This is a genomic window from Helicobacter hepaticus ATCC 51449 (genome assembly GCF_000007905.1).
Classification (GTDB): domain Bacteria; phylum Campylobacterota; class Campylobacteria; order Campylobacterales; family Helicobacteraceae; genus Helicobacter_C; species Helicobacter_C hepaticus.
This window is the reverse complement of the sequence record NC_004917.1, coordinates 847118-867218: the sequence shown is the minus strand read 5'-3', so window position 1 is coordinate 867218 and position 20101 is coordinate 847118. Positions and strand designations below refer to the sequence as shown.

21 protein-coding genes are annotated in these 20101 nt (G+C 35.4%); 15 read left to right on the top strand and 6 right to left on the bottom strand.

Annotated features, from left to right (window positions below):
* Positions 1 to 22: 22 nt before the first annotated feature.
* Together HH_RS04350 and carA are read left to right on the top strand one after the other, a co-directional pair.
* Positions 23 to 574, top strand: coding sequence for a DUF507 family protein (locus HH_RS04350; protein ID WP_011115729.1), 552 nt, complete (start codon positions 23 to 25; stop codon positions 572 to 574).
* Positions 571 to 1707, top strand: a complete 1137-nt coding sequence (gene carA / locus HH_RS04345; protein ID WP_011115728.1) for a glutamine-hydrolyzing carbamoyl-phosphate synthase small subunit — start codon at positions 571 to 573, stop codon at positions 1705 to 1707. Before HH_RS04350 ends, carA begins: the two co-directional genes overlap by 4 nt.
* 4 nt (positions 1708 to 1711) lie before the next feature.
* Here the strand turns inward: carA and HH_RS04340 are convergent, their stop codons facing one another.
* Positions 1712 to 3121, bottom strand: a complete 1410-nt coding sequence (locus HH_RS04340) for a sodium-dependent transporter (RefSeq protein WP_041309037.1) — start codon at positions 3119 to 3121, stop codon at positions 1712 to 1714.
* Between the two features lie 171 nt (positions 3122 to 3292).
* Here HH_RS04340 and HH_RS04335 point away from each other — a divergent pair, with 171 nt between their 5' ends.
* From HH_RS04335 to HH_RS04295, 9 genes are all read left to right on the top strand, one after another.
* The gene (locus HH_RS04335) at positions 3293 to 3709 is read left to right on the top strand and encodes an acyl-CoA thioesterase (protein WP_011115726.1); all 417 of its coding nucleotides are present in this window, start codon (positions 3293 to 3295) and stop codon (positions 3707 to 3709) included.
* Positions 3710 to 3712: 3 nt separating this feature from the next.
* Positions 3713 to 3970 carry an HP0495 family protein gene (locus HH_RS04330; RefSeq protein ID WP_011115725.1) on the top strand — a complete coding sequence of 86 codons (258 nt, stop codon included), beginning with the start codon at positions 3713 to 3715 and terminating at the stop codon, positions 3968 to 3970.
* Between the two features lie 8 nt (positions 3971 to 3978).
* Complete coding sequence (locus HH_RS04325) at positions 3979 to 4662, top strand: MqnA/MqnD/SBP family protein (RefSeq protein ID WP_011115724.1); 684 nt, start codon at positions 3979 to 3981, stop codon at positions 4660 to 4662.
* A 64-nt stretch (positions 4663 to 4726) separates the two neighbouring features.
* The gene (locus HH_RS04320; RefSeq protein ID WP_011115723.1) at positions 4727 to 6160 is read left to right on the top strand and encodes a COG3400 family protein; all 1434 of its coding nucleotides are present in this window, start codon (positions 4727 to 4729) and stop codon (positions 6158 to 6160) included.
* Between the two features lie 8 nt (positions 6161 to 6168).
* Positions 6169 to 7230 carry a 3-dehydroquinate synthase gene (gene aroB, locus HH_RS04315; protein ID WP_011115722.1) on the top strand — a complete coding sequence of 354 codons (1062 nt, stop codon included), beginning with the start codon at positions 6169 to 6171 and terminating at the stop codon, positions 7228 to 7230.
* 35 nt (positions 7231 to 7265) lie between these two features.
* Positions 7266 to 8849 (top strand): mechanosensitive ion channel domain-containing protein, encoded by a 1584-nt coding sequence (locus HH_RS04310; protein ID WP_148141042.1) that lies wholly within the window; start codon positions 7266 to 7268, stop codon positions 8847 to 8849.
* A gap of 11 nt (positions 8850 to 8860) precedes the next feature.
* Positions 8861 to 10132: a tRNA (N(6)-L-threonylcarbamoyladenosine(37)-C(2))-methylthiotransferase MtaB gene (gene mtaB, locus HH_RS04305; RefSeq protein ID WP_011115720.1), complete on the top strand. Its 1272-nt coding sequence runs from the start codon at positions 8861 to 8863 to the stop codon at positions 10130 to 10132.
* Positions 10119 to 11807, top strand: coding sequence for an AAA family ATPase (locus tag HH_RS04300; RefSeq protein ID WP_011115719.1), 1689 nt, complete (start codon positions 10119 to 10121; stop codon positions 11805 to 11807). The genes mtaB and HH_RS04300 overlap by 14 nt, the downstream gene beginning before the upstream one ends.
* Complete coding sequence (locus HH_RS04295; protein WP_011115718.1) at positions 11788 to 12165, top strand: hypothetical protein; 378 nt, start codon at positions 11788 to 11790, stop codon at positions 12163 to 12165. Before HH_RS04300 ends, HH_RS04295 begins: the two co-directional genes overlap by 20 nt.
* A gap of 81 nt (positions 12166 to 12246) precedes the next feature.
* Here the strand turns inward: HH_RS04295 and HH_RS04290 are convergent, their stop codons facing one another.
* The 5 genes from HH_RS04290 to HH_RS04270 all read right to left on the bottom strand — a co-directional run bounded on the left by HH_RS04290 (position 12247) and on the right by HH_RS04270 (position 15769).
* A complete protein-coding gene (locus tag HH_RS04290) occupies positions 12247 to 12957 on the bottom strand; it encodes an EI24 domain-containing protein (RefSeq protein ID WP_041309035.1) in 711 nt (236 codons plus the stop codon).
* 1 nt (position 12958) lies between these two features.
* A complete protein-coding gene (gene flgK / locus HH_RS04285; protein ID WP_011115716.1) occupies positions 12959 to 14779 on the bottom strand; it encodes a flagellar hook-associated protein FlgK in 1821 nt (606 codons plus the stop codon).
* An 8-nt stretch (positions 14780 to 14787) separates the two neighbouring features.
* A complete protein-coding gene (locus HH_RS04280) occupies positions 14788 to 15213 on the bottom strand; it encodes a hypothetical protein (RefSeq protein ID WP_011115715.1) in 426 nt (141 codons plus the stop codon).
* 64 nt (positions 15214 to 15277) lie between these two features.
* Positions 15278 to 15490 (bottom strand): flagellar biosynthesis anti-sigma factor FlgM, encoded by a 213-nt coding sequence (locus tag HH_RS04275; RefSeq protein WP_011115714.1) that lies wholly within the window; start codon positions 15488 to 15490, stop codon positions 15278 to 15280.
* 90 nt (positions 15491 to 15580) lie between these two features.
* Positions 15581 to 15769: a hypothetical protein gene (locus HH_RS04270; RefSeq protein WP_011115713.1), complete on the bottom strand. Its 189-nt coding sequence runs from the start codon at positions 15767 to 15769 to the stop codon at positions 15581 to 15583.
* 164 nt (positions 15770 to 15933) lie between these two features.
* Here HH_RS04270 and HH_RS04265 point away from each other — a divergent pair, with 164 nt between their 5' ends.
* The 4 genes from HH_RS04265 to HH_RS04250 are packed head-to-tail and all read left to right on the top strand — an operon-like array spanning position 15934 to position 19945.
* Entirely contained in the window at positions 15934 to 17133 is a 1200-nt protein-coding gene (locus HH_RS04265; RefSeq protein WP_011115712.1) for a peptidoglycan DD-metalloendopeptidase family protein, read from the top strand.
* The gene (locus HH_RS04260) at positions 17123 to 17785 is read left to right on the top strand and encodes an NUDIX hydrolase (RefSeq protein WP_011115711.1); all 663 of its coding nucleotides are present in this window, start codon (positions 17123 to 17125) and stop codon (positions 17783 to 17785) included. Before HH_RS04265 ends, HH_RS04260 begins: the two co-directional genes overlap by 11 nt.
* A gap of 10 nt (positions 17786 to 17795) precedes the next feature.
* Complete coding sequence (locus HH_RS04255) at positions 17796 to 18542, top strand: plasminogen-binding N-terminal domain-containing protein (RefSeq protein ID WP_011115710.1); 747 nt, start codon at positions 17796 to 17798, stop codon at positions 18540 to 18542.
* Between the two features lie 2 nt (positions 18543 to 18544).
* Positions 18545 to 19945 carry an FAD-linked oxidase C-terminal domain-containing protein gene (locus tag HH_RS04250; protein ID WP_011115709.1) on the top strand — a complete coding sequence of 467 codons (1401 nt, stop codon included), beginning with the start codon at positions 18545 to 18547 and terminating at the stop codon, positions 19943 to 19945.
* Positions 19946 to 20101 lie beyond the last annotated feature (156 nt).

Sequence of the window (20101 nt, the reverse complement as noted above, 5' to 3'; positions counted from 1 at the left end):
AAATCTAAAAAAGGATAATTTGATGAGACTAAAACTTCAGCACGCGCCCTATATAGCTAATAAAATCAGTATTGATTTAGGCAATTCTCAATATATTACACTTCTTGCACCTATTCAAAATATTGCCCAAAGTGCCCTTGAGTGCCTTCAAGAAAATATCCAAAAAGAGCTAGCCATTGATGAAAGAGTGCGCGAAATCCTTGAAGAAAGAAGTGATGAAATTGAAGATTTTGGTATGGACGAACGAGAGCTTTTTAGAATGTGTAAGCGTCAGGTAGCAAATGAACAAAATTTTTATCTTGCGTGGGAAGAGCGTTGTAGTGATATATCACATCAGATTCTTAGTAGTTTAGATACCCATAAACTAATTGCATTCGAGGTATCTGAAACTCTTATTAAAAATATTATTTTTAAAGCAATTAATGAATATTCTAAAATCTATGATAAAGCCGAAGAAGCAGTTATTGATAAACTTAAAAAATACAAACGAAAGCTTATTTATGGAACAGAAGAATATGAGATTGTTTTTAGCAAACTTTATGAGGAAGAGCTACGCAAACGAGGACTTTTATGAGCATTCTTAAAGAAGCATATCTGTATTTTGCGAATGGATTATTCTTTAAGGCGCAAAGCTTTGGCAGTGATGGGACTTTTGTAGGTGAAGTTGTATTTAATACCTCTATGAGTGGTTATCAAGAAGTTATTACTGACCCAAGTTATTCAGGGCAGTTTATTGTTTTTAGTATGCCAGAGATTGGTATTGTGGGTGTAAATAACCAAGATAGCGAATCTCCCCGAGCCGCTTGCACAGGCGTTATTCTTTCTTCATACAATGATTTTGTCTCTAATTTTCGCTCCGAACAAAGCCTTAGCACATATCTTAAAGAACATAATATTATGGGCATATGTGGGGTGGATACACGCAATTTAATTAAAATGCTCACTACACAAGGCGCGATGATGATGATAGCTTCTACGCAAATTACTCAAGAGAGTGAGCTCAAAGCAAGTCTAAGTCGCACACCTCCTATCCAAGATATAAACTTTATAAAAGAAGTATCCACAAAAACATCTTATGTGCACACAGATTCTACATTTGATTTTACACATTTTGCTTATGGCACATCTCCAAACTTTAAGGCAAAAGTCGTTGCGATTGATTTTGGTGCAAAACGTAATATTCTTAATGAACTTGTAGCAGTGGGACTAGAGGTAGAGGTTATTCCCCATAGTTTTAGTGCAGCGGAAATTTTATCGCGTTTTAAAGCGGGGGAGATCCAAGGAGTTTTTTTATCTAATGGACCAGGTGATCCGTTGGTGTTACATAACGAGATTGAGCAAATTAAGCAGCTTATTCAATCAGATATTCCTATTTTTGGCATTTGTTTAGGACATCAGCTTCTTTCTATCGCACACGGCTTTCCTACATATAAACTAAAGTTTGGTCATCACGGAAGCAACCATCCTATTAAGAATCTCCAAAGCGGGGCAGTAGAAATTACAGCACAAAATCATAATTATTGTGTGCCAGAATCTATTGCACAAATTGCCACTATTACACATCGTAATTTATTTGATAATACGATTGAAGGCGTGCGCTACAAAGATAAACCTATATTTTCAGTGCAACATCACCCAGAGGCAAGTCCAGGACCAAGAGAAGCACGCATTCTTTTTGAAGAATTTGCCAAACTCTGTTGTAAATAATGCTTTATACAAATATGCTATTAATAAACCCGATAATATCTATATATTGTGAGAGCAAGATGATGAGAATAACGCTTGGGGCAATGATACAAATAATCTTATGCCATATTTCAAAGAGTGTGTTATTTAAATAACCTGTCCAATGCCTCAAATATGCCTTTTTAATGCCCCAGCCTAAAAAAACAAGTGTGATAAGCATACCTAAGGGCATTAGAAATGATGAAGTAATGAATTCAAGTGTATCAAAAAGTCTTTTGCCAAATATGCTTGGGAGTGATATTTCATCATTTGCCCATAAAATAACTAAAAAGCCAAGAATAAAAACACCAAAACTTAATAAATACGAAGCTTTTGCTTGAGAGAAAGTAAATTTATCTCGCAAGATACTTACACCCGGCTCAAGCATAGAAATTGTAGAAGTAATCCCAGCAAAAAGTATGGCTATGAAAAATAGCATACTGATTATTTTACCACTCTCGCCTAAAGTTTGAAATGCTAACGGAAGCGAAACGAGTAGAAGCCCGGGACCTTGACTTGGTTGCCCTTGAAAATGATAGATAAAAGTAAAAATCATCAATCCAGCTATAATTGAGACAATAATACCACTTATCACCACCCATAAAGCGCTTTTAAAGAGATTTTCATTTTGCTGCGCACTTGCTGCATATACTGCGATTGTACCTACTCCGAGTGAGAGTGAGAAAAACACTTGCCCTAGAGAATCTAAAATGGTTTTTGCGCTCATATTGTGAGGTTGGAAATTAAACATAAAATGCCACGCTTTTTCAAACTCTGGTAAAGTCATCGCATATAATAAAAGCCCGATGAATATTAAAAACAAAAGAGGCATAAGTATAAGATTAAGTCGTTCAATCCCACGTTTAATTCCCCGCGCTACTATAAAAGCAGTAAGTGCAATGATGATGCCAAAACAAAGCGTTTGATACAGAAGAGAATGAGCTCTTATCTCATCAAAAATAGCTTTTGCTTGATTAAGATTGTTTGGAAGATGAAAACTGACAAATATTAAATAATATATAATCCAGCCTAGCACTACTGCATAAAAGCTTAGTATTATAGGACCTGCTATTGCATTTATCCCAAGCCACATAAGTGATTTGTTTGAATCTTTATTAATATAATTATGTTCATTTTGTGCAGTATTGAGAGGAAGAGAGTTTAATGTGTGAAGCACGACATAATTATCCATAGGATTACTTCGTGCTTTATTGCCAAGTAGCATTTCAGCTAAAAGCATAGGCACTCCAATACATATTGAGAGAATAAGATAAAAAATAACAAATGCACTACCGCCGTTTTCTCCAGCCATATAGGGAAATCTCCATATATGTCCTAGCCCAATAGAGCTTCCTAAAGTTGCCAAAATAAAACCTATCTTGCTAAAATTATTCATTTCTTCCCTTTCTTATTGCTTTTATATTCACATACAAAGTTATACATTCTAGCCAAAATAGAGAATCTTGCAATGCTTTAAAGTAGGGATTTAGTGTGTTTATCTACTTTGGTGCAATTTTTGCTACAATTTGAGCGTAATTAGGAGACATAAGGACTTGAGGAGTATCGTATGAGCATATATCATGTAAGGGTGTATTTTGAAGATACAGATTGTGGGCGTATAGTTTATCATACTAATTATATTAAATATTGTGAGCGTGCGCGTAGCGAATTATTTTTTGCGCAAGGAGCACAACCTTTTGAGAATCAAAGTGCTTTTGTGCTTAAAAAACTTGAAGCAGATTTTCTTGCAAGTGCGCGTTTGGGTGATATGCTTGAGGTAAGAAGTGCCATAGCACAATTTAAAAATGTCTCTGTGGTCTTAAAACAGGATATTTATAGAATCTATAATGCGCTAGAGCAGAAAGAATGTGAAGAGATTATCTTTAAAGCATATATTACGCTTGCTTTTGTTGATGTTGAGCGTGGAAAGCCTTGCAAGATTCCTTCATCAATGCATAAGATTCTAGGTAAATTGCAGGAGTAGAAAATGAATTTAGATTTGCACAAACCTCATATTACTTATCCTTGTCAATGGGAATATCGTATTATTGGAGAAAGTGAAGAGCGATTAAAACATTTGATTTTTGAGTTAATGCCGCGCGAATATGAATTGCATTTTGGTAAGACTTCCGCACAAGGGCGATTTGTGAGTTTGTATGTGAAACTTGAAGTCCAAAGCGAAGAAGAGCGCAATAATATTTTTATGCGCTTGAAAAAAAGCAAAGAAGTAAAGATGATTCTTTAGGATAGAAAATGCGTTTTGGTAAAATTTCTTATATCAATCTTTTGCCTTTTGATGTATTTGTTAAAAAATATCCCATATCGTGGGGATTTAAGAAATTTTTACAACTCAAAAAATCATATCCTGCGCGTTTGAATAAAGATTTTCTTATGCGGCGCATTGATGCTGGGTTTATTTCTTCAATCGCTGGGTATTATCCTATGCGCAAAAATCAGGTTACAAAAGCGGGAATCATCTCTAAAGGGGCAGTGTGGAGCGTGATAGCACTACCAAAAGCGAATAAAGATGATTATCAATCAGCCTCTTCTAATGCGCTAGCGAAAGTATTAGGCATTAATGGCGAGATTCTTATTGGAGATAAGGCATTACGCTATAAGCTTCAAGGTGGTAGTTGTGTTGATTTAGGAGAGAAATGGTGGGAGAAGCACCATTTGGGGTTTTGTTTTGGTAGATTATGTTTTAATAAAAATGCACGATTTTATACACATCTAGCAAAAAGTTTTGTGAGAACGCGTATAAAAATACCCTATTATATTTTGCAAGATAGATCTGCACAAAGTGGCGTAAAGCAAAAGGATATTTTAGCGTATTTAGAGCACATACATTATTGCATAGGCAAAAAAGAGGAATTAGCTTTGAGACGATTTTACACAAGTTTGCGTTTAAAAAATATTAAAAAACCTGTGCGTTTTTAGGGGATTTGGTTATCACTTCTTAGCTATAATCAAAGCCTCTTAATTCACGATAGAAAGGTAGAGTGTGAAAAAAACTCTTATTATTGGACAAGGCAGAATTGCAAAAATTTTTCTTGATACAATTTTAGATAAATATTTTAGCAATGACTATTATGTTGTTGTGTCAAAAGATATGTGCTTTATCCCTGATAGAGTGCCAAGCTCTTTTGAATTTCACACTTTTGATTATACATCTGCATACAGAATCTCACAGATAATAAGCGATGAGATTGTTAATGTTTTTCTTATCCTTGATGATGAAAATGAGATTCTAGGAACTTATGAGTTGCTTCGAGAGATTAATAAGAAAGTGCGTATTGTTATTTCGCTTAGATTAGAAAAACACACTCAATCTATGCAAAATGATAAAAATCTTATTATTCTTGATGAGGAAATGATTATTACGAATAAATTTATTGAACGATTGCCAAATATTCCTCTTATCCCGCGTAGTTTTGGTTTGGGGCAAGGCGAGATAATGGAGGTTGGTATCCCCACAGGAAGTATTTTTGCATATCGGCATATCGGCTCTATTCAGCAGAAAAAATGGCGCATTGTAGGCATATATAGACAAGGAGAACTTCTTTTAAGTTCGCATTCTTTAATTATTCAGCCCAACGATAGTCTTCTTATTGCAGGAAATCCAAAAGTGCTCAATGATGTGTATATGCAGATTAAAAGTGATATAGGGCAGTTTCCAGTGCCGTTTGGACGCGATATATTTTTGTATTTGGATATGTCGCTTTCAAATAAACATAGAATTTGGAATGATGTGCAAAATGCACTTTTTTTAAATAATAATCTTAAAAATAATAAACTCTTTATTTATATCCTCAACCCCTCTCATTTTGACTTGCTTGATAGTATCAAAGCTTTAGAATCTAAACGTGTTGAGGTAAGGATAGATTATACAAATGCAAGTTTTATCCAACGAATCGCCCAAGATGCGCAAAAACGTTTTGGACTTATTATTATCAATCAAGATATTTTTGCCTCACGTAAAAATCGTCGAGTGCTTTTTGAACTCTCAATCCCTGTGCTCAAAACAGGTTGGGAACACATAAGTGAGTGCAAAAAAAGTTTTGTTATGTTAAGCGAAAATATGGGCGATGCTGAAAATGTCGCTTCTGTTGTTTTTGATATTTCTAAGCAGCTAAATTTAGAGGTTGATGTATATGATTATGATACTGATGCGTCCTACCACAATGATATAGTGCAAAGCTATGAAGAGCTTTCACGTATTTTTGAACGTAAGATGAATATTATCCAAACAGATTCTAAGAATCCTATTTTATATTTGCGAGATAGTTTTGTACCTTATTTATGTTTTGTGCCATTTGAGCACAATATCGCAAAAACTAAGACTTTTTCTTTTATTTCCACAGATGTGTATAAAATTGTCTCAATGAATAATAAAAATCCTCAAATTTTTATCCCTCTTCCCAAAGAACTTAAATAAGGACACTTATGAGCGAAATATTGCATATTCAAACTGCTACTTCAAACTATCCTATCCATATAGGCATACTTCCGCATATAGAATATGCTCATAAGGTATTACTTGTCTCAAATCCTAAAGTCGCTGGATTACATCTTAAGTATGTTTTAGAGCGTATTAAAGCCCCTGAAGTCTATGTGTGTATTGTCCCAGATGGCGAACAATATAAGGATATGAAAAGCATAGAATATATTCTTGAATGTGCATTTACTCATAGGCTTGATAGAAAATCTTTAATGATAGCACTTGGCGGTGGTGTCATAGGTGATATGGTAGGTTTTGCAAGCGGTATTTATCAGCGAGGGATTGATTTTATACAAATACCTACGACTTTACTTGCACAAGTTGATGCTTCTGTGGGCGGAAAAACGGGCATTAACAATACCTTTGGAAAGAATCTTATTGGACTTTTTCATCAACCAAAAGCAGTGTATATCGACCCATTTATGCTTTCTACTCTTCCAAAACGCGAATTTGGAGCAGGAGTGGCTGAAATAATTAAAATGGCAGTATGTTTTGATGAAGCATTTTTCATATTACTTCAAGAGCAGATCCTAAGTATTAATGATAATGACTTTCTCACTCGTGCCATAGCCAAAAGTGTGGCGATTAAGGCACAAGTAGTCAATGCCGATGAAAAAGAGCAAGGCATTCGTGCAGCTCTTAATTATGGGCATACTTTCGGGCATATTATTGAGAATCTTACGCAATATTCGCAATTTTTACACGGCGAAGCAGTAAGTATAGGTATGTGTATGGCAAATGCACTCTCTTGTAAGCTTGGACTTTTAACAAAAGAGCAAAAAGATGCAATCAGTGCCCTTTTGGAGCGCTATGATTTGCCTACACACTTTTATATTCAAAACGCATTAGATTTTTATGAAAAATTTTCTTTAGATAAAAAAAGTGTTAATGCGAAAATTATGTTTGTATTGCCTTGTGGGATTGGTAATGTGAGTTTGCGCAATGATGTGCCAAAAGCTGATGTGCTTGATGTTTTATCATCTTTTAGTAAGGATAGTGGCAAGTGAAACACATTTATCTTATAGTTTTAGTAATACATTCAATGAGTTGCATACTTTTTGCTTCGCCTATTGTCAAAGATGACATGAAAATTTCTGATATACAAAAAGAACTCCAAACTCTTGAAAATAAGCTTGATGAAAGCCATAATGCCTGGCTAAAGCATTATATGAGTTTAGAAAACTATAATGAACTTACAAATGAGATGAACACACTTGAAAAAGAGATACAATCATACATACATACTGCACCCCCTCATTCGCTCACACAACGTTTTGAAACACTCAAGCGCCAGCAAGAACTCCTTAGAGATTATGCACAACACCCTTATGGAACACTTTTAGAAGTCAAACATATTGAGGAAGTGCCACAAATTACGAATCCTTTTTTGATTCTTACAGGTTATTCATTTATTAAGCAACTTAAAGAGCAGCAAAATATACTCAATACAAATAAAGAGAGTTTGCATTTTTTGCTTGATGTTATAAGGGAAAAATATGTGCTTTTAAATACACTTGCCGAAGAGGATAAGTCTGTTGAAGTTGCTAAGCAAATTGCTCGCACTCAAACTATGCTCGAAGAGCTAGAGAGCACACAAAAAATATTAGAAACTTCAATAGACATTTATAATCAAGAATCTGGCAGCGTAATCAATAAGCTTACTCATCAGATTAAAAGTCAATTTTTTAAAATTATTTATATTGGTGTAACAATTCTTATCACAATTCTTTTAGCTTTTTTGCTTAAACTTGCTTTGAGGAAGTATATTCTTGATACAGATAGAATCTACACTGCAAGTAAGGTAATTAACTATATTAATATCAGTATAATTGTTTTAATTTTGCTTTTTGCATATATGGAGAATGTTACTTATTTGGTTGCAGTTGTAGGGTTTGCTTCAGCTGGTTTAGCTATTGCTATGAAAGATTTGTTTATGAGTGTGCTTGGGTGGTTTGTGATTGTGCTAGGAGGAAGTGTGCATGTAGGTGATAGGGTGCGCGTGTGCAAAGATGGTAGTGTGTATGTGGGTGATGTGCTTGATATTTCTGTGCTTAGAATCACGCTTTTTGAAGATGTAACACTCACAAGCTATATGCACAATCGTAGAGCAGGGCGCATTATTTTTGTGCCTAATAATTATATTTTTACAATGATGTTTGCTAATTATACACACGCAGGATTAAAGACGGTGTGGGACGGCATAGACTTTAGTATCACTTTTGATAGCAATTATAAAAAAGCACTCAAAATTGCTACCGATATAGGCAAGAAATATGCTAAGGGTTATACTGAAATGGTGCGTCAGCAGGTGCATCGTATGCGTGATAAGTATTCTTTGCGCAATCCTAATCTTGAAGTGCGAAGCTATTGTATGATTGAGCCAAATGGGTTACGCATTTCATTGTGGTATCAAACAAATGCTTATGCCACGCTTTCATTGCGCAGCACTATTTCAGGGGAGATTATTGAGCGCATTCTCCAAGAAGATGATATACATATCGCTTATCCTACAAGTAAAGTGGTCGCTAATGGAGGTGATGGTATAGGAGGAAGCACACAAATGCACGAGCTAGATTCTAAGGTTATCTTAGGCGGAGGTGTGCAAGTGCAAAAATTAGATTCTTAAAAGGGATAAGAGTGAGTGAAGTAAAGAAAGTATATTTTAAAACATTTGGTTGTCGCACGAATCTTTTTGACACACAGGTAATGAAAAGTAATTTAAAACATTTTGAATGTGCAAGAAATGAAAATGAAGCCGATGTAGTGGTAGTTAATTCCTGCACGGTTACCAATGGTGCAGATAGTGGTGTGCGAGGCTATCTTAATAAAATGCGTGAGTTAAATAAAAAAGTGTATTTCACAGGTTGTGGCGTAGGCACAAGAGGTGAGGAGATATTCACACATAATCTTGTTCATAGTGTGTTTGCCCATAGTTTTAAAGAACGTATTGATGAATTTTTAACTACCAATCAGAGATTTTTTCATACAGAATCTGCCCCAGAGCATATTGATAGCACTATTGTTACACATTTTTCAGGCAAATCGCGAGCTTTTTTAAAAATTCAAGAAGGTTGTGATTTTGCGTGCAGTTATTGTATTATTCCTTTTGTGCGAGGCAAAGCGCGTTCTTACCCTCAAAAAAGCATTTTGGAGCAAATCCGCGCACTTGCTCAAAATGGCAAAACTGAAGTGGTTCTAACAGGGACAAATGTTGGGAGTTATGGCAAGGATTTGAAGGACTATAATCTTGCAAGACTTATTAAAGACATATATTCTTTAGGAGTATTAAAACGCTTGCGTGTAGGAAGTTTAGAACCTAGTCAAATTGATAGTGAGCTTAAAGAATCTCTTGAGTTGCCCTTTATGGAGAAACATTTACATATTGCTCTGCAGCATACAAGTAACACTATGCTGTCATTAATGAACCGATACAATCGTGTAGAGAGTGATTTGGAGCTTTTTATGTATTTTGCCAAAAAAGGATTCTGTTTGGGAAGTGATTTTATCGTAGGACACCCAGGAGAAAGTGAAGCAGTGTGGCAGGAGGCATTGGAGAATTTTAAATCTTTTCCTCTCACACATCTTCACCCATTTGTGTATTCTAAACGCGATGGCACACCTTCAAGCACAATTAAAGATGAGGTAAAGGGCAATATTGCTAAAGAGCGACTTCATACGCTTAAAGAGATTGTTGTGAATAATAATGAGGCTTTTCGTAAAGCACATAATATGCCCCTTGATGTTTTGTGTGAGAGTAGGAGAGAATCTGATACTGCTTTTATTTACACAGGATTAGACCAGTTTTTTAATCCTATGCAATTTGAAAGTAGCAATCCACACTTAGAAGGGCAGTGGGTAAAAATAAAAACATATAGTATTGAGAAGGAGAGAAATTATGGCGAAGTCTAAAAGCCTAATAATTGGCATCTTTGCTCTTGTGATAGCGCTCATTTTGGGCGTAGTGCTTGTAATAAAAGATAGCAGTGAGCTTGTAAGCGCAAAAGAAGCAGAGCGTCTATTTTTAAATGAGAAGGTTACAGATATTTCGTGCGATGATGAATATGTATATTTTGAAGCAAATGCAAAACATTATAAAGTATATGCTAATAGCCTCTCTCCTCGTATATGGAGCTGGAATTTTCCTGTGGTGGCAAAAAAGGCGCATTTTTTGAATGATACTTTGGGCGAAATTGGTATTATGATTCTTGTGCTTTTAGGCTTGGCAGTGTTGTTTCAAGTTATGCGTCTTATATTTTTCAAATCTGTTTCAATGCCTAGCGGAGCAAAAAAGTCAGAAGTTCCACGTGAGAGAGAATCTCCGCTTTTAGAATCTACATCACATTCTACTACTTATGTGCCTATGACAAGTGTAGTGCGCTTTAAAGATGTGGCAGGAATTAGTGAGGTTAAAGAGGAGTTATTAGAAATTATTGATTATCTTAAGAATCCTAAATATTATCAAGAATTAGGTATATCACTTCCTAAAGGTGTGCTTTTAGTGGGTCCTCCGGGTGTAGGAAAAACAATGATAGCTAAGGCTGTTGCTGGTGAGGCTGGTGTGCCGTTTTTTTATCAAAGTGGCTCAAGTTTTGTGCAAATTTATGTTGGTATGGGCGCAAAACGCGTAAGAGAGTTATTTATGAGAGCTAAAGCAAAATCACCCAGTATTATTTTTATTGACGAGATTGATGCAGTCGGCAAGGCACGAGGAAATGCGCGCAGTGATGAGAGAGAAGCAACCCTTAATCAGCTTTTAACCGAAATGGACGGCTTTGAAGATTCTAGTGGTGTTATTGTTATTGCTGCGACAAATAAAATTGAGGTGCTTGATGAAGCATTGTTGCGAAGTGGACGCTTTGATAGGCGCATTTATGTGGAGCTTCCTAATTTAAGTGAGAGAGAGCATATTTTGCAACTTTATTTGAGCGACAAAAAATACGATCTTGATATAAGCGAAATCGCTCGTCTTTGCGTAGGATTTAGCGGTGCAGCCCTTGCTTCACTTGTAAATGAAAGTGCTCTTAATGCTTTGCGGCGCAAATCAAAGCTCATACAAAAAGAGGATATTCTTGCTACTAAAGATAAGGTGCTTGTGGGCAAGAAAAAAGCATTAAGTTTGAGTGAAAATGAAAAAGAGATTCTTGCACTTTATCAATCAGCAAAGGCATTAAGTGCATATTGGCTTGAAGTGGATTTTGATAAGATTGGGCTTGTGAATGAAAGTTTTAGGCAGATTGATAAAGAGCTTACAAGCAAACAAGAACTTATGAGTAAAATCAAAGTCGCTTTAAGTGGTAATATTGCTGTGGAATGTATTTATCAGCAGACTTTTAGCAATGCTAAAGATGACATTTTAAGCGCAAAAGAGATTGCTACACAAATGTGTGAGCAATATGGTATGGGAGAGCGACTTTTAAGCGATAATAGTGATGTGGCTCATATTTTAGAACAAGCACAAACGCAAATGCGTGATTTTATTACTAATTCCAAAGCAGTGCTTTTGCAAGTATCTCGTGCTTTGCAAGAAAGGGAACGTTTGAGTAAAGATGAAATAAAAGAGATATATGAAAGCATACATAAATGAGAATCTCGCATCATCGGTGCTTGATTGTATCCTTAATTTTTATGTTGCTAATCCTTATGTGCTTATAGGTTGTGGCAATGGTGGTGTATGGCAAGATAGAGAGTTTCTTAGCACTCAAAGTGCAATTAATAGGGCATTAGAGATGATTTCTTCTTGTAAAAGGTTACAGAATCTTGTGCTTATTGCTCCTCTGACTTATTCTTTAGAAAATTTAGCATTTTTACACACACAGGGTGTCTTACTTGATATATATGTGGGGCAAAAAGATGAGAATGCGTTAGTAATTTTACAATCTTGCTCTGCTTTTGGAGTAGTGAGATTCTATAAGAATATTTCTTTTACTCATTGTATCAAATAAACGTATAGTCTCTAATTTAGAATCTAAGTGTGCATCATATCCTATTCTTTATTCTCGTCATTTAAACATATTTAAGTCTAATTAAGAAGTATGAGAGTGTAATTTGTCAAACATATATCGCGTAATGATAAGAATCTGCAATGGCATAAGAAAAAAGCTAACAAAAGGAATTAAGCTAGGGAGAAAGCTAAGAAGTGCGCAAATATAGTTTTGGAACTTTTGGGATTGTAGAGCATCAAATTGTGCTTTATCCATTATGTAACTTCCTACATCATAAAAGGTGCGTCTTTTAAAAAAGAAAAACCCAATTATCAAGGGTATGAATGTGCCACATATAGGGATAAAATATAGAGGAATACAAACTATAAGAAGTGCTATAAACATACACAAATCTTTAACAAAACTTAGAGTATCACCCCACATTGAACCAAAGGGATTAAGTTTGATAAAAGAAAAATCTTTATTATGCACATATCGCACGATTAAAGGTGTATAAAACAATGAAAAAAACAGGTTGCATAGCAAAGCAAGGAGAGCAACGCCCAAACCCAAGATAAGATATATACTCACACTATATATAAAGCTCACTGCTTGTGCCCAAAGAGCAGTGTTTGCATTGATGTCTTGAAGCCACTTAGGCGTAAGAGAGAGAATAAAATCATAAAAGTAAGAGCCACAAAAATAGAGCACACTACCTATAAGCAAAAGATTCAAGATTAAAGGCACCCAAATAAGATTTATAATCTTTAGGGTAAAAAAATCATTAAGACTATCTTTTAGAATCTTTAGCATTTTATTGCTTAATACCAAGTAGGGTCTCTATCATTCTATCAATAGTTGTAATCACTTTAGCATTTGCTGCATAACCACCTTGAAATTTAATAAGATTTACCATTTCCTCATCAAGACTTACTTGCGAAATAGCTAAATGTTCTTTTTTGACAGCAGAAAGCACAGCATCTTTTGTTTCTTTTGTGCGTTGGGTAGCTTCAGTTTGATTTGCTACGCGTCCAGCCAGGAACTGAAAATACTCAGGGATTCTCATTTGTTTTTTTTCATATTTATTAATATAGAAATCTACATCATCATATTGAAGCTGTTGCATCATATTCGCTACTTCAAAGTTTCCATTTACAGGGGTGAGCCAAGGGCGTATGAGTGTAGCATCTTTGACATATTCTTGATTAAGAGCGATATTATGCGCATCATCTCCATCAAGAAATTTATTTAAACCAAATGCGCCTGTAAAATTGCTGCCTTTATCTTGAATGGCTATATATAGTCCTTGAGAAGGATTCTTGGCGAGAATATTAAATTCTCTTGCGCCATTATCATAATATGCACGAAAATAATCATCAACATCATTGAGTGCGTTGTTATCTTTATTATCATCAGTATTTTCATTAATAGCTCTTACCACATCATTCATAGTAGTGATTCTATCAATATTAATTGTTTTACGCGCGATTTCTTCTCCCTGTGTGTTATATACTACAATATCAAAGCTTCCTTCTTTAATATTATAATTGCTATCTACCAAAGCATTTAAGCTCCATACATCAAGTTTATCGCTACGAATTTGTGTTGCTGCACTTTGAGAGTAAATAGCATTTGTAGCTTCAATAAATCCTTTTGCAAAAATATCAAGATGATTAATATAATCTTGAATTTTTCCTACTCGTGTGCCTTCAGCTCCTGAATTATAAAGACTAATAAGAGAACCAGCTTTGCCTTGAACGATTTTATCAGTAATTTCAACGGTTTTAAAATCATCACCTTGAAAATATACGCGATTAAGATTGAGATGATTATCATCTTTTTTGAGCACGAGTGGGTGGAACATCGCACCATCTACAATATTAAAACCAAAGCCAATATTTAATACATATTCGTCATCAAAATCTGCTAATTTAGGGTGAATAGACGCATTAGAATCAAGATGATTTTTAAAAACATTTGCCCCTATAAGTGTTTGAAGATTATATTCAAGCTCATCACGTCTATCACGCAATTCATTTGCTTGCTTAAGCTCTCGCTGGTCTTCCATTTCTTTGAGTTTGCCATTAATATGTGCGATTTCTTTTGCAATACGATTGACTTCATTGATTGTTACTTCAAGTTCTTCACTTACTTTTTGCTGCAAACGCACGAGTCTTGAACGCGTATCTTTAATATTAGTGCTAAGCACTTGAGTATTTTTAGCTAAAACTTGTTTTTGGGCAGGGTCAGTGGAATTTTTTGCTAAGTCTTTCCACGCATTGAAGTATTCTTCTAAATCATTATAGATTCCTACACCATCAACTTCAGGGAAAAAGGCTGATGCTTCACGCAAGGTTGTAAAATGTGTATCATAGTATTGAGCTTCTTCAGCGGCTTTACGATAACGATTGAACACAAATTCATCGTGGATTCTTTGTATAGTCTCAATACTTACACCTCTGCCGAGATTATAATCTTGGTAATAAAGTGGGCGTTCAGGGCGCACAAGCACACGTTGTCGGCTATAAAATTCATCACTTGCATTTGAAATGTTATTGCCTGTTACATCAACCATCAGTTGATGAGCTTGTAAGCCTGTATAGGAAGTGTTAAGTGAGGAAAGAATGCCGCCCATTAGTTGTCCTAAGCTTGAGTTTTAAGTAAATGGCTTTGAGGTCGGTGATGTTCATAGCCATTGTTTTCGTGAGGTATTACTCTTTGGATAAGCGAATTATAAAATTCTGATACAGCAAAGGCACTCCGCGCATAATGAGTATTAAGAATCTTGAGTTCTTCAAGGGTATTTCGCATATCATCAAGGAGCTGACTTGCTTTTTCATCAAGGATTTCTTTTAATGTTTTATGTGGATTTTTATCGCATAAGATAAGCATTTCTCGGTGAAGAAGAGACTTTTTAGTTTCAAATTCTTTCACAAGATCATCTTTTTGTTGGATTCTATCAAAAATCGCTTGATGATTAGCAATTTGTATATCAGCATTATCAAGTTTGGTAAGTTCTATGAGCGCCTTCAAATCGCTAATAGCACCATTAATATAAGTGTGTAGCATAGCCTATCCTAAGAAATCGCATTGACATTTAGAAAATATCAAACAAAATGTCAATGTAAAATTTTTATAGGTTAAGCAAATTTGATGCCATTTTTTCAGAAGTTTGTTGCAAATCTATTTTGTATTCTCCGTTTTTGATTTGCTCTTTAATTTGTTCAACTTTTGAGAGTTGGGTTTGCTCTTTTTCTTTTACTTCATTGTTTTCGTTTTGCTTTGCAAGCACATCTCTATTAAGCATATTTGCGACTTTAACGCTTGTATTTACACCATTTACCATAGACACTCCTTTAAAGTGGTTTATTGCTAACTAAATCGGATTAAACCAAATAATTTTAATAGATTTAGGACAATTTTACCCTTAATTTTATTATTTGACATATCCTTGCAATTCTTGCTTAAAATCTTTAAGTGTTGTCGTCTTAGAGTTACCTTGTGAATTAAAGAGCGGTTTATTTGCATCAACACGATATGTCCAAATCCCGAGCAAAAGCATAGCATATAAAAATACAACAAAGCTAAGCGTAGGAAATAGCCAATTTTTCAAACCTGTGCTCATAATCTAAAACTCCTTAATGTAAAGATTCTATATGTCTCTTAGTGAATGCAAAAATAATACCAAGTTTAAAGATAAAACGGCATTTTAACATTTTTATTAAAATTTTTATATTACAATCGTGTAATTTTAGCATTTAAGATTTTGGCAGGTAAGTAGGGCATCTGATGAAAAAAGTATTTATGTTGATAAGTGTGTGTAGTTTTTGTTTTGGTGCAGTTGCCCATAATCAGACTTGGGAAACAGGATACACACTTTTTGCATTTTTTCAAAAATATAATATTCCCACAAGCGTATATTATAATTTACCTCCTAAAGATAAAGAGCTTACATCAGAAGTATATGCAGGTGTTACTTATTACACACTCTTAGGAGATGATGGCGAGTTGATTCAGGCTCTTATCCCTATAGGTGATGGTATGCAGATTCATATATTCAAGCGTGATGGTGCGTATATGTTAGATTTTACACCTATGATTTATTTTGAGCAGGAGCAGACTATTAGTCTTTCTATTCAAAAATCGCCTTATCAAGATTTGCTTGAGATGACTCGCGATAATGGGCTAGTAGGCGAATTTCTAAATGCTTATAAAAACAGCATAAATTTTCATAGTATTTTAAAAAATGATAGATTAGCTGTGATTTATGACCGAAAGTATCGTTTGGGAAAACCTCTTAAAAATGCAAGTATTAAAGCAGCTGTGGTAGAGATAAATAAAAAACCTCACTATCTTTTTAGATTCAATAATGGACGCTATTATAACAAAGAGGGCAAAGAGATTCAGGGTTTCTTGCTTCAAACTCCCGTAGCAGGAGCAAGGATAAGTTCTAAATTTTCACTTGGGCGCAGACACCCTATACTTGGCACAATTCGCCCACATTATGCAGTGGATTATGCAGCACCAAAAGGCACCCCTATCGTTGCAGCTGCTGATGGTGTGGTTATTTTTGCAGGTAAAAAAGGTGGATATGGGAATCTTATTGAGATTCGGCACGAAAATAATCTCAAAACACTTTATGCTCATATGAGTTCATTTGTTACAGGTATGAAATCGGGCAAAAGAGTGAAAAGAGGGCAAATGATTGGGCGTGTAGGTTCTACTGGATTAAGCACAGGACCGCATTTACATTTTGGACTTTACCGCAACAATGTGCCCATTAATCCTCTCTCTAATGTGAAAGCTGTGAGCAAGGAGTTAAAAGATAAGGAGAAACAAGATTTTGATTCTCTTAAGGAACATTTTATGCCCTATCTCCAAGAGGCTTTAAATAATAATACAAATACTATTACTCCAAATGAGAATCTTAATTTGCCCGACACGCTCTCAAGCGTGAATAATCCTCATAAGTTTATTTATGAAGCCTAAAGCTATTACACCTTGTTCGCACATTAGTGATGTGAGTTTTTGTGAATGTGTAGATTCACCTTATGTAAAACCAAGACGTATGCTTTATAGCGAAAATGGATTAAAACGTTCGTGGGATTTTATCCAAAGTTTGGATTCTGTGGCGATTGTGCTTTATCATAGGCAAGAGGATAGTTTGCTTTTTGTAAAACAATTTCGTCCTCCAGTATTTGTGCGTGCGCTTAATAAAGAAGAACATTTAACACAATCTCATTTGGATTCACATATATCACAAGGTATAGGTTATACTTATGAGTTATGTGCTGGGCTAACGGATAAGGCGGGTAAAAGTTTAGAACAAATTGCACAAGAAGAAGTGCAAGAGGAATGTGGTTATAAAGTGAATTCTTTGCGTAAAATTGCTACATTTGCCACTGCAGTAGGGCATAGTGGCGCAACACAGACACTTTTTTATGCAGCTATAAGTGAAAAAGATAGGGTGAATGCGGGAGGTGGCGTTGATGGCGAAGTTATAGAATCTGTATTGGTTAAAGTGAGTGAGTTAGAAACATTCCTGTATGATGAAAGTAGGGTGAAAACGCCCGGATTAGGTTTTGGTGTGCTATGGTTTTTATATCATTATGAGAAATTAAAAGATGAAAATATGATTTAAGGGAAAGAGAATGCGAATATTAGCAGGATTAATTTGTGCAATTATGCTTCAAGCCATTGATACTCTGCCAAAGGGCGTGGAAATTGATGAGGTAAATGCAAATGTTCTATCTTTTCGTGCAGACCATTTAAAAGTTGGGCAAAGTGGTATCGTGCTCACGCAGAATCAAGGTTATAATATTATTATTGCTAGTGCTGTCATTAAAAGTATTAAAAATGGCACAGCTTATGCGAGTTATACACCTTTTGATAGTATTTCGCAAAAATATCTTCCTACACCTCAATCTTCTCCAGCACAAGGAGATAAAATTATTTTTGGAAGTTTTTATAATAAATCAATCGCCATTGCCCCAGACCAAGAAAGTTATAATAAGATTCTCTCTCTTGCACCCAATACGAGTTTTGCCCATATTGATTTATTAGCTGCATTTTTGGCAAAAGATGGCATTAATGATCCAAAACCCAAGCATTTAAATGAATTTTGTAATGTGTATAGCATAGGATTATTGTATATTCTTGCTTCCAATGGTGTCAATGTGCTTGATTGCCAAAGTTTTAGTATCCTTGAAGTGCTGCCTTTTGATAAGCCATATATTCAAAATACACAAGCACCATTTTTTTCGCGTATTGTGAATATAGATACAGGTTCTCTTGCAAACAAATTGCGTTCAAAGAAATCGCGCCAATACTTTCCTTACTATGATAATTTATTGCGCGCAAGTCTTAAATCATTTGAGAATCTAAAACATAAGGAGTAAATATGTTAAATACGTCTCATATTCAAACCCTAAAGCGCATCGTAGGGGAAAAGAATTGTTATGATGATAAGGCGCATTTAGTAGCATATTGCTATGATGCCACACGGGAGCGTTATGAGCCTGAAGCAGTAGTTTTCCCACGTAATGAACAAGATGTAAGCTCCATTTTAGCCTATTGTAATGAGCATAAAATACCTGTTATTCCACGTGGTGCAGGAAGCGGATTTACAGGTGGAGCGTTGCCTGTAAATGGAGGGATTATTCTTGCACTAGAGCGATATTTTAATAAGATTCTAGAAATTGATGAAAAAAACCTTATCGCACGTGTGCAACCCGGTGTAGTCAATAAAATTTTTCAAGAAGCGGTGGAGGCAAAAGGTTTATTCTATCCACCAGATCCTGCAAGCCAAGAATACAGCACACTTGGTGGGAATGTCAGCGAAAATGCAGGTGGTATGCGTGCAGCAAAGTATGGCATTACGAAAGATTATGTTATGGCATTGCGTGCAGTGCTTCCAAATGGCGATATAATCCGTGCAGGAAAAAAAACAATTAAAGATGTCGCAGGATTTAATGTTGCTGGTATTTTGATAGCGAGTGAAGGCTCACTTGCTGTGATTACTGAAATTACTCTTAAACTTATTGCGAAGCCTAAATTTGTGCGTTCGGCTATGGGTGTTTTTGCCGATATAGAATCTGCAATGAATGCTGTGTATAAAACAATGGCAAGTGGCATCACTCCTGTGGCAATGGAGTTTTTAGATAATTTGAGCATTCGTGCGGTAGAGGAGCGATTTTCAAAGGGACTGCCCATAGATGCTGGAGCGATACTTATTACTCAAGTTGATGGTGATTTGGAGCAGCAACTTGATTTTCAGCTTGAGGTTTTATCAGCAAGATTCAAAGAAAATGGTTGCATTGATTTTAAGATTGCTCAAGATGACATTCAAGCCCAAGATTTGTGGTTTGCAAGACGAAATGTAAGCCAAAGTATTACAATTTATGGCAAGAAAAAGCTCAACGAAGATATCACCGTTCCTCGCTCAGCATTACCCGAGCTTTTGTCTCGTATAGGAGAGTTAAGTAAAAAATATGAATTTAAGATTCCCTGCTTTGGGCATACAGGAGATGGCAATGTGCATGTAAATGTTATGGTGCCTGACCCAAATGATAAGCAATCTCTCAAAAAAGGATATGAGTGTATTGAGGAGATTTTTAAAATTGCTATTGAACTTGAAGGGACATTAAGCGGTGAGCACGGCATAGGTTTATCAAAAGCACCTTTTATGCACTTAGCTTTTAGTGAGGCAGAGATGAATTTATTTGCTCATATCAAAAAAGCCTTTGACCCAAATAATATTCTCAATCCGGGTAAAATGGGACTTAAGATGGAGAATGTATAGAATCTGATTGATAAATTAAAGTTGATTGGGTAGATTCAAAAAAGGCTTTGGGAAAAAGGTATTGTCCTTTAAAGGCAGAAAAATCTATATCATTATAGGGTAAATTGAGTGCAATATGAGGAGAGAGAATAGATTCTAAAAGTGTGGTGAATACAA

What these genes read in the sequence shown, in the direction of transcription:
- HH_RS04350 (WP_011115729.1), top strand. Translation starts at nt 23, where the DNA reads ATGAGACTAAAACTTCAGCACGCGCCCTATATAGCTAATAAAATCAGT.
- carA (WP_011115728.1), top strand. Translation starts at nt 571, where the DNA reads ATGAGCATTCTTAAAGAAGCATATCTGTATTTTGCGAATGGATTATTC.
- HH_RS04340 (WP_041309037.1), bottom strand. Translation starts at nt 3,121, where the DNA reads ATGAATAATTTTAGCAAGATAGGTTTTATTTTGGCAACTTTAGGAAGC.
- HH_RS04335 (WP_011115726.1), top strand. Translation starts at nt 3,293, where the DNA reads ATGAGCATATATCATGTAAGGGTGTATTTTGAAGATACAGATTGTGGG.
- HH_RS04330 (WP_011115725.1), top strand. Translation starts at nt 3,713, where the DNA reads ATGAATTTAGATTTGCACAAACCTCATATTACTTATCCTTGTCAATGG.
- HH_RS04325 (WP_011115724.1), top strand. Translation starts at nt 3,979, where the DNA reads ATGCGTTTTGGTAAAATTTCTTATATCAATCTTTTGCCTTTTGATGTA.
- aroB (WP_011115722.1), top strand. Translation starts at nt 6,169, where the DNA reads ATGAGCGAAATATTGCATATTCAAACTGCTACTTCAAACTATCCTATC.
- HH_RS04310 (WP_148141042.1), top strand. Translation starts at nt 7,266, where the DNA reads ATGAGTTGCATACTTTTTGCTTCGCCTATTGTCAAAGATGACATGAAA.
- HH_RS04300 (WP_011115719.1), top strand. Translation starts at nt 10,119, where the DNA reads ATGGCGAAGTCTAAAAGCCTAATAATTGGCATCTTTGCTCTTGTGATA.
- HH_RS04295 (WP_011115718.1), top strand. Translation starts at nt 11,788, where the DNA reads ATGAAAGCATACATAAATGAGAATCTCGCATCATCGGTGCTTGATTGT.
- HH_RS04290 (WP_041309035.1), bottom strand. Translation starts at nt 12,957, where the DNA reads ATGCTAAAGATTCTAAAAGATAGTCTTAATGATTTTTTTACCCTAAAG.
- flgK (WP_011115716.1), bottom strand. Translation starts at nt 14,779, where the DNA reads ATGGGCGGCATTCTTTCCTCACTTAACACTTCCTATACAGGCTTACAA.
- HH_RS04280 (WP_011115715.1), bottom strand. Translation starts at nt 15,213, where the DNA reads ATGCTACACACTTATATTAATGGTGCTATTAGCGATTTGAAGGCGCTC.
- HH_RS04275 (WP_011115714.1), bottom strand. Translation starts at nt 15,490, where the DNA reads ATGGTAAATGGTGTAAATACAAGCGTTAAAGTCGCAAATATGCTTAAT.
- HH_RS04270 (WP_011115713.1), bottom strand. Translation starts at nt 15,769, where the DNA reads ATGAGCACAGGTTTGAAAAATTGGCTATTTCCTACGCTTAGCTTTGTT.
- HH_RS04265 (WP_011115712.1), top strand. Translation starts at nt 15,934, where the DNA reads ATGAAAAAAGTATTTATGTTGATAAGTGTGTGTAGTTTTTGTTTTGGT.
- HH_RS04260 (WP_011115711.1), top strand. Translation starts at nt 17,123, where the DNA reads ATGAAGCCTAAAGCTATTACACCTTGTTCGCACATTAGTGATGTGAGT.
- HH_RS04255 (WP_011115710.1), top strand. Translation starts at nt 17,796, where the DNA reads ATGCGAATATTAGCAGGATTAATTTGTGCAATTATGCTTCAAGCCATT.
- HH_RS04250 (WP_011115709.1), top strand. Translation starts at nt 18,545, where the DNA reads ATGTTAAATACGTCTCATATTCAAACCCTAAAGCGCATCGTAGGGGAA.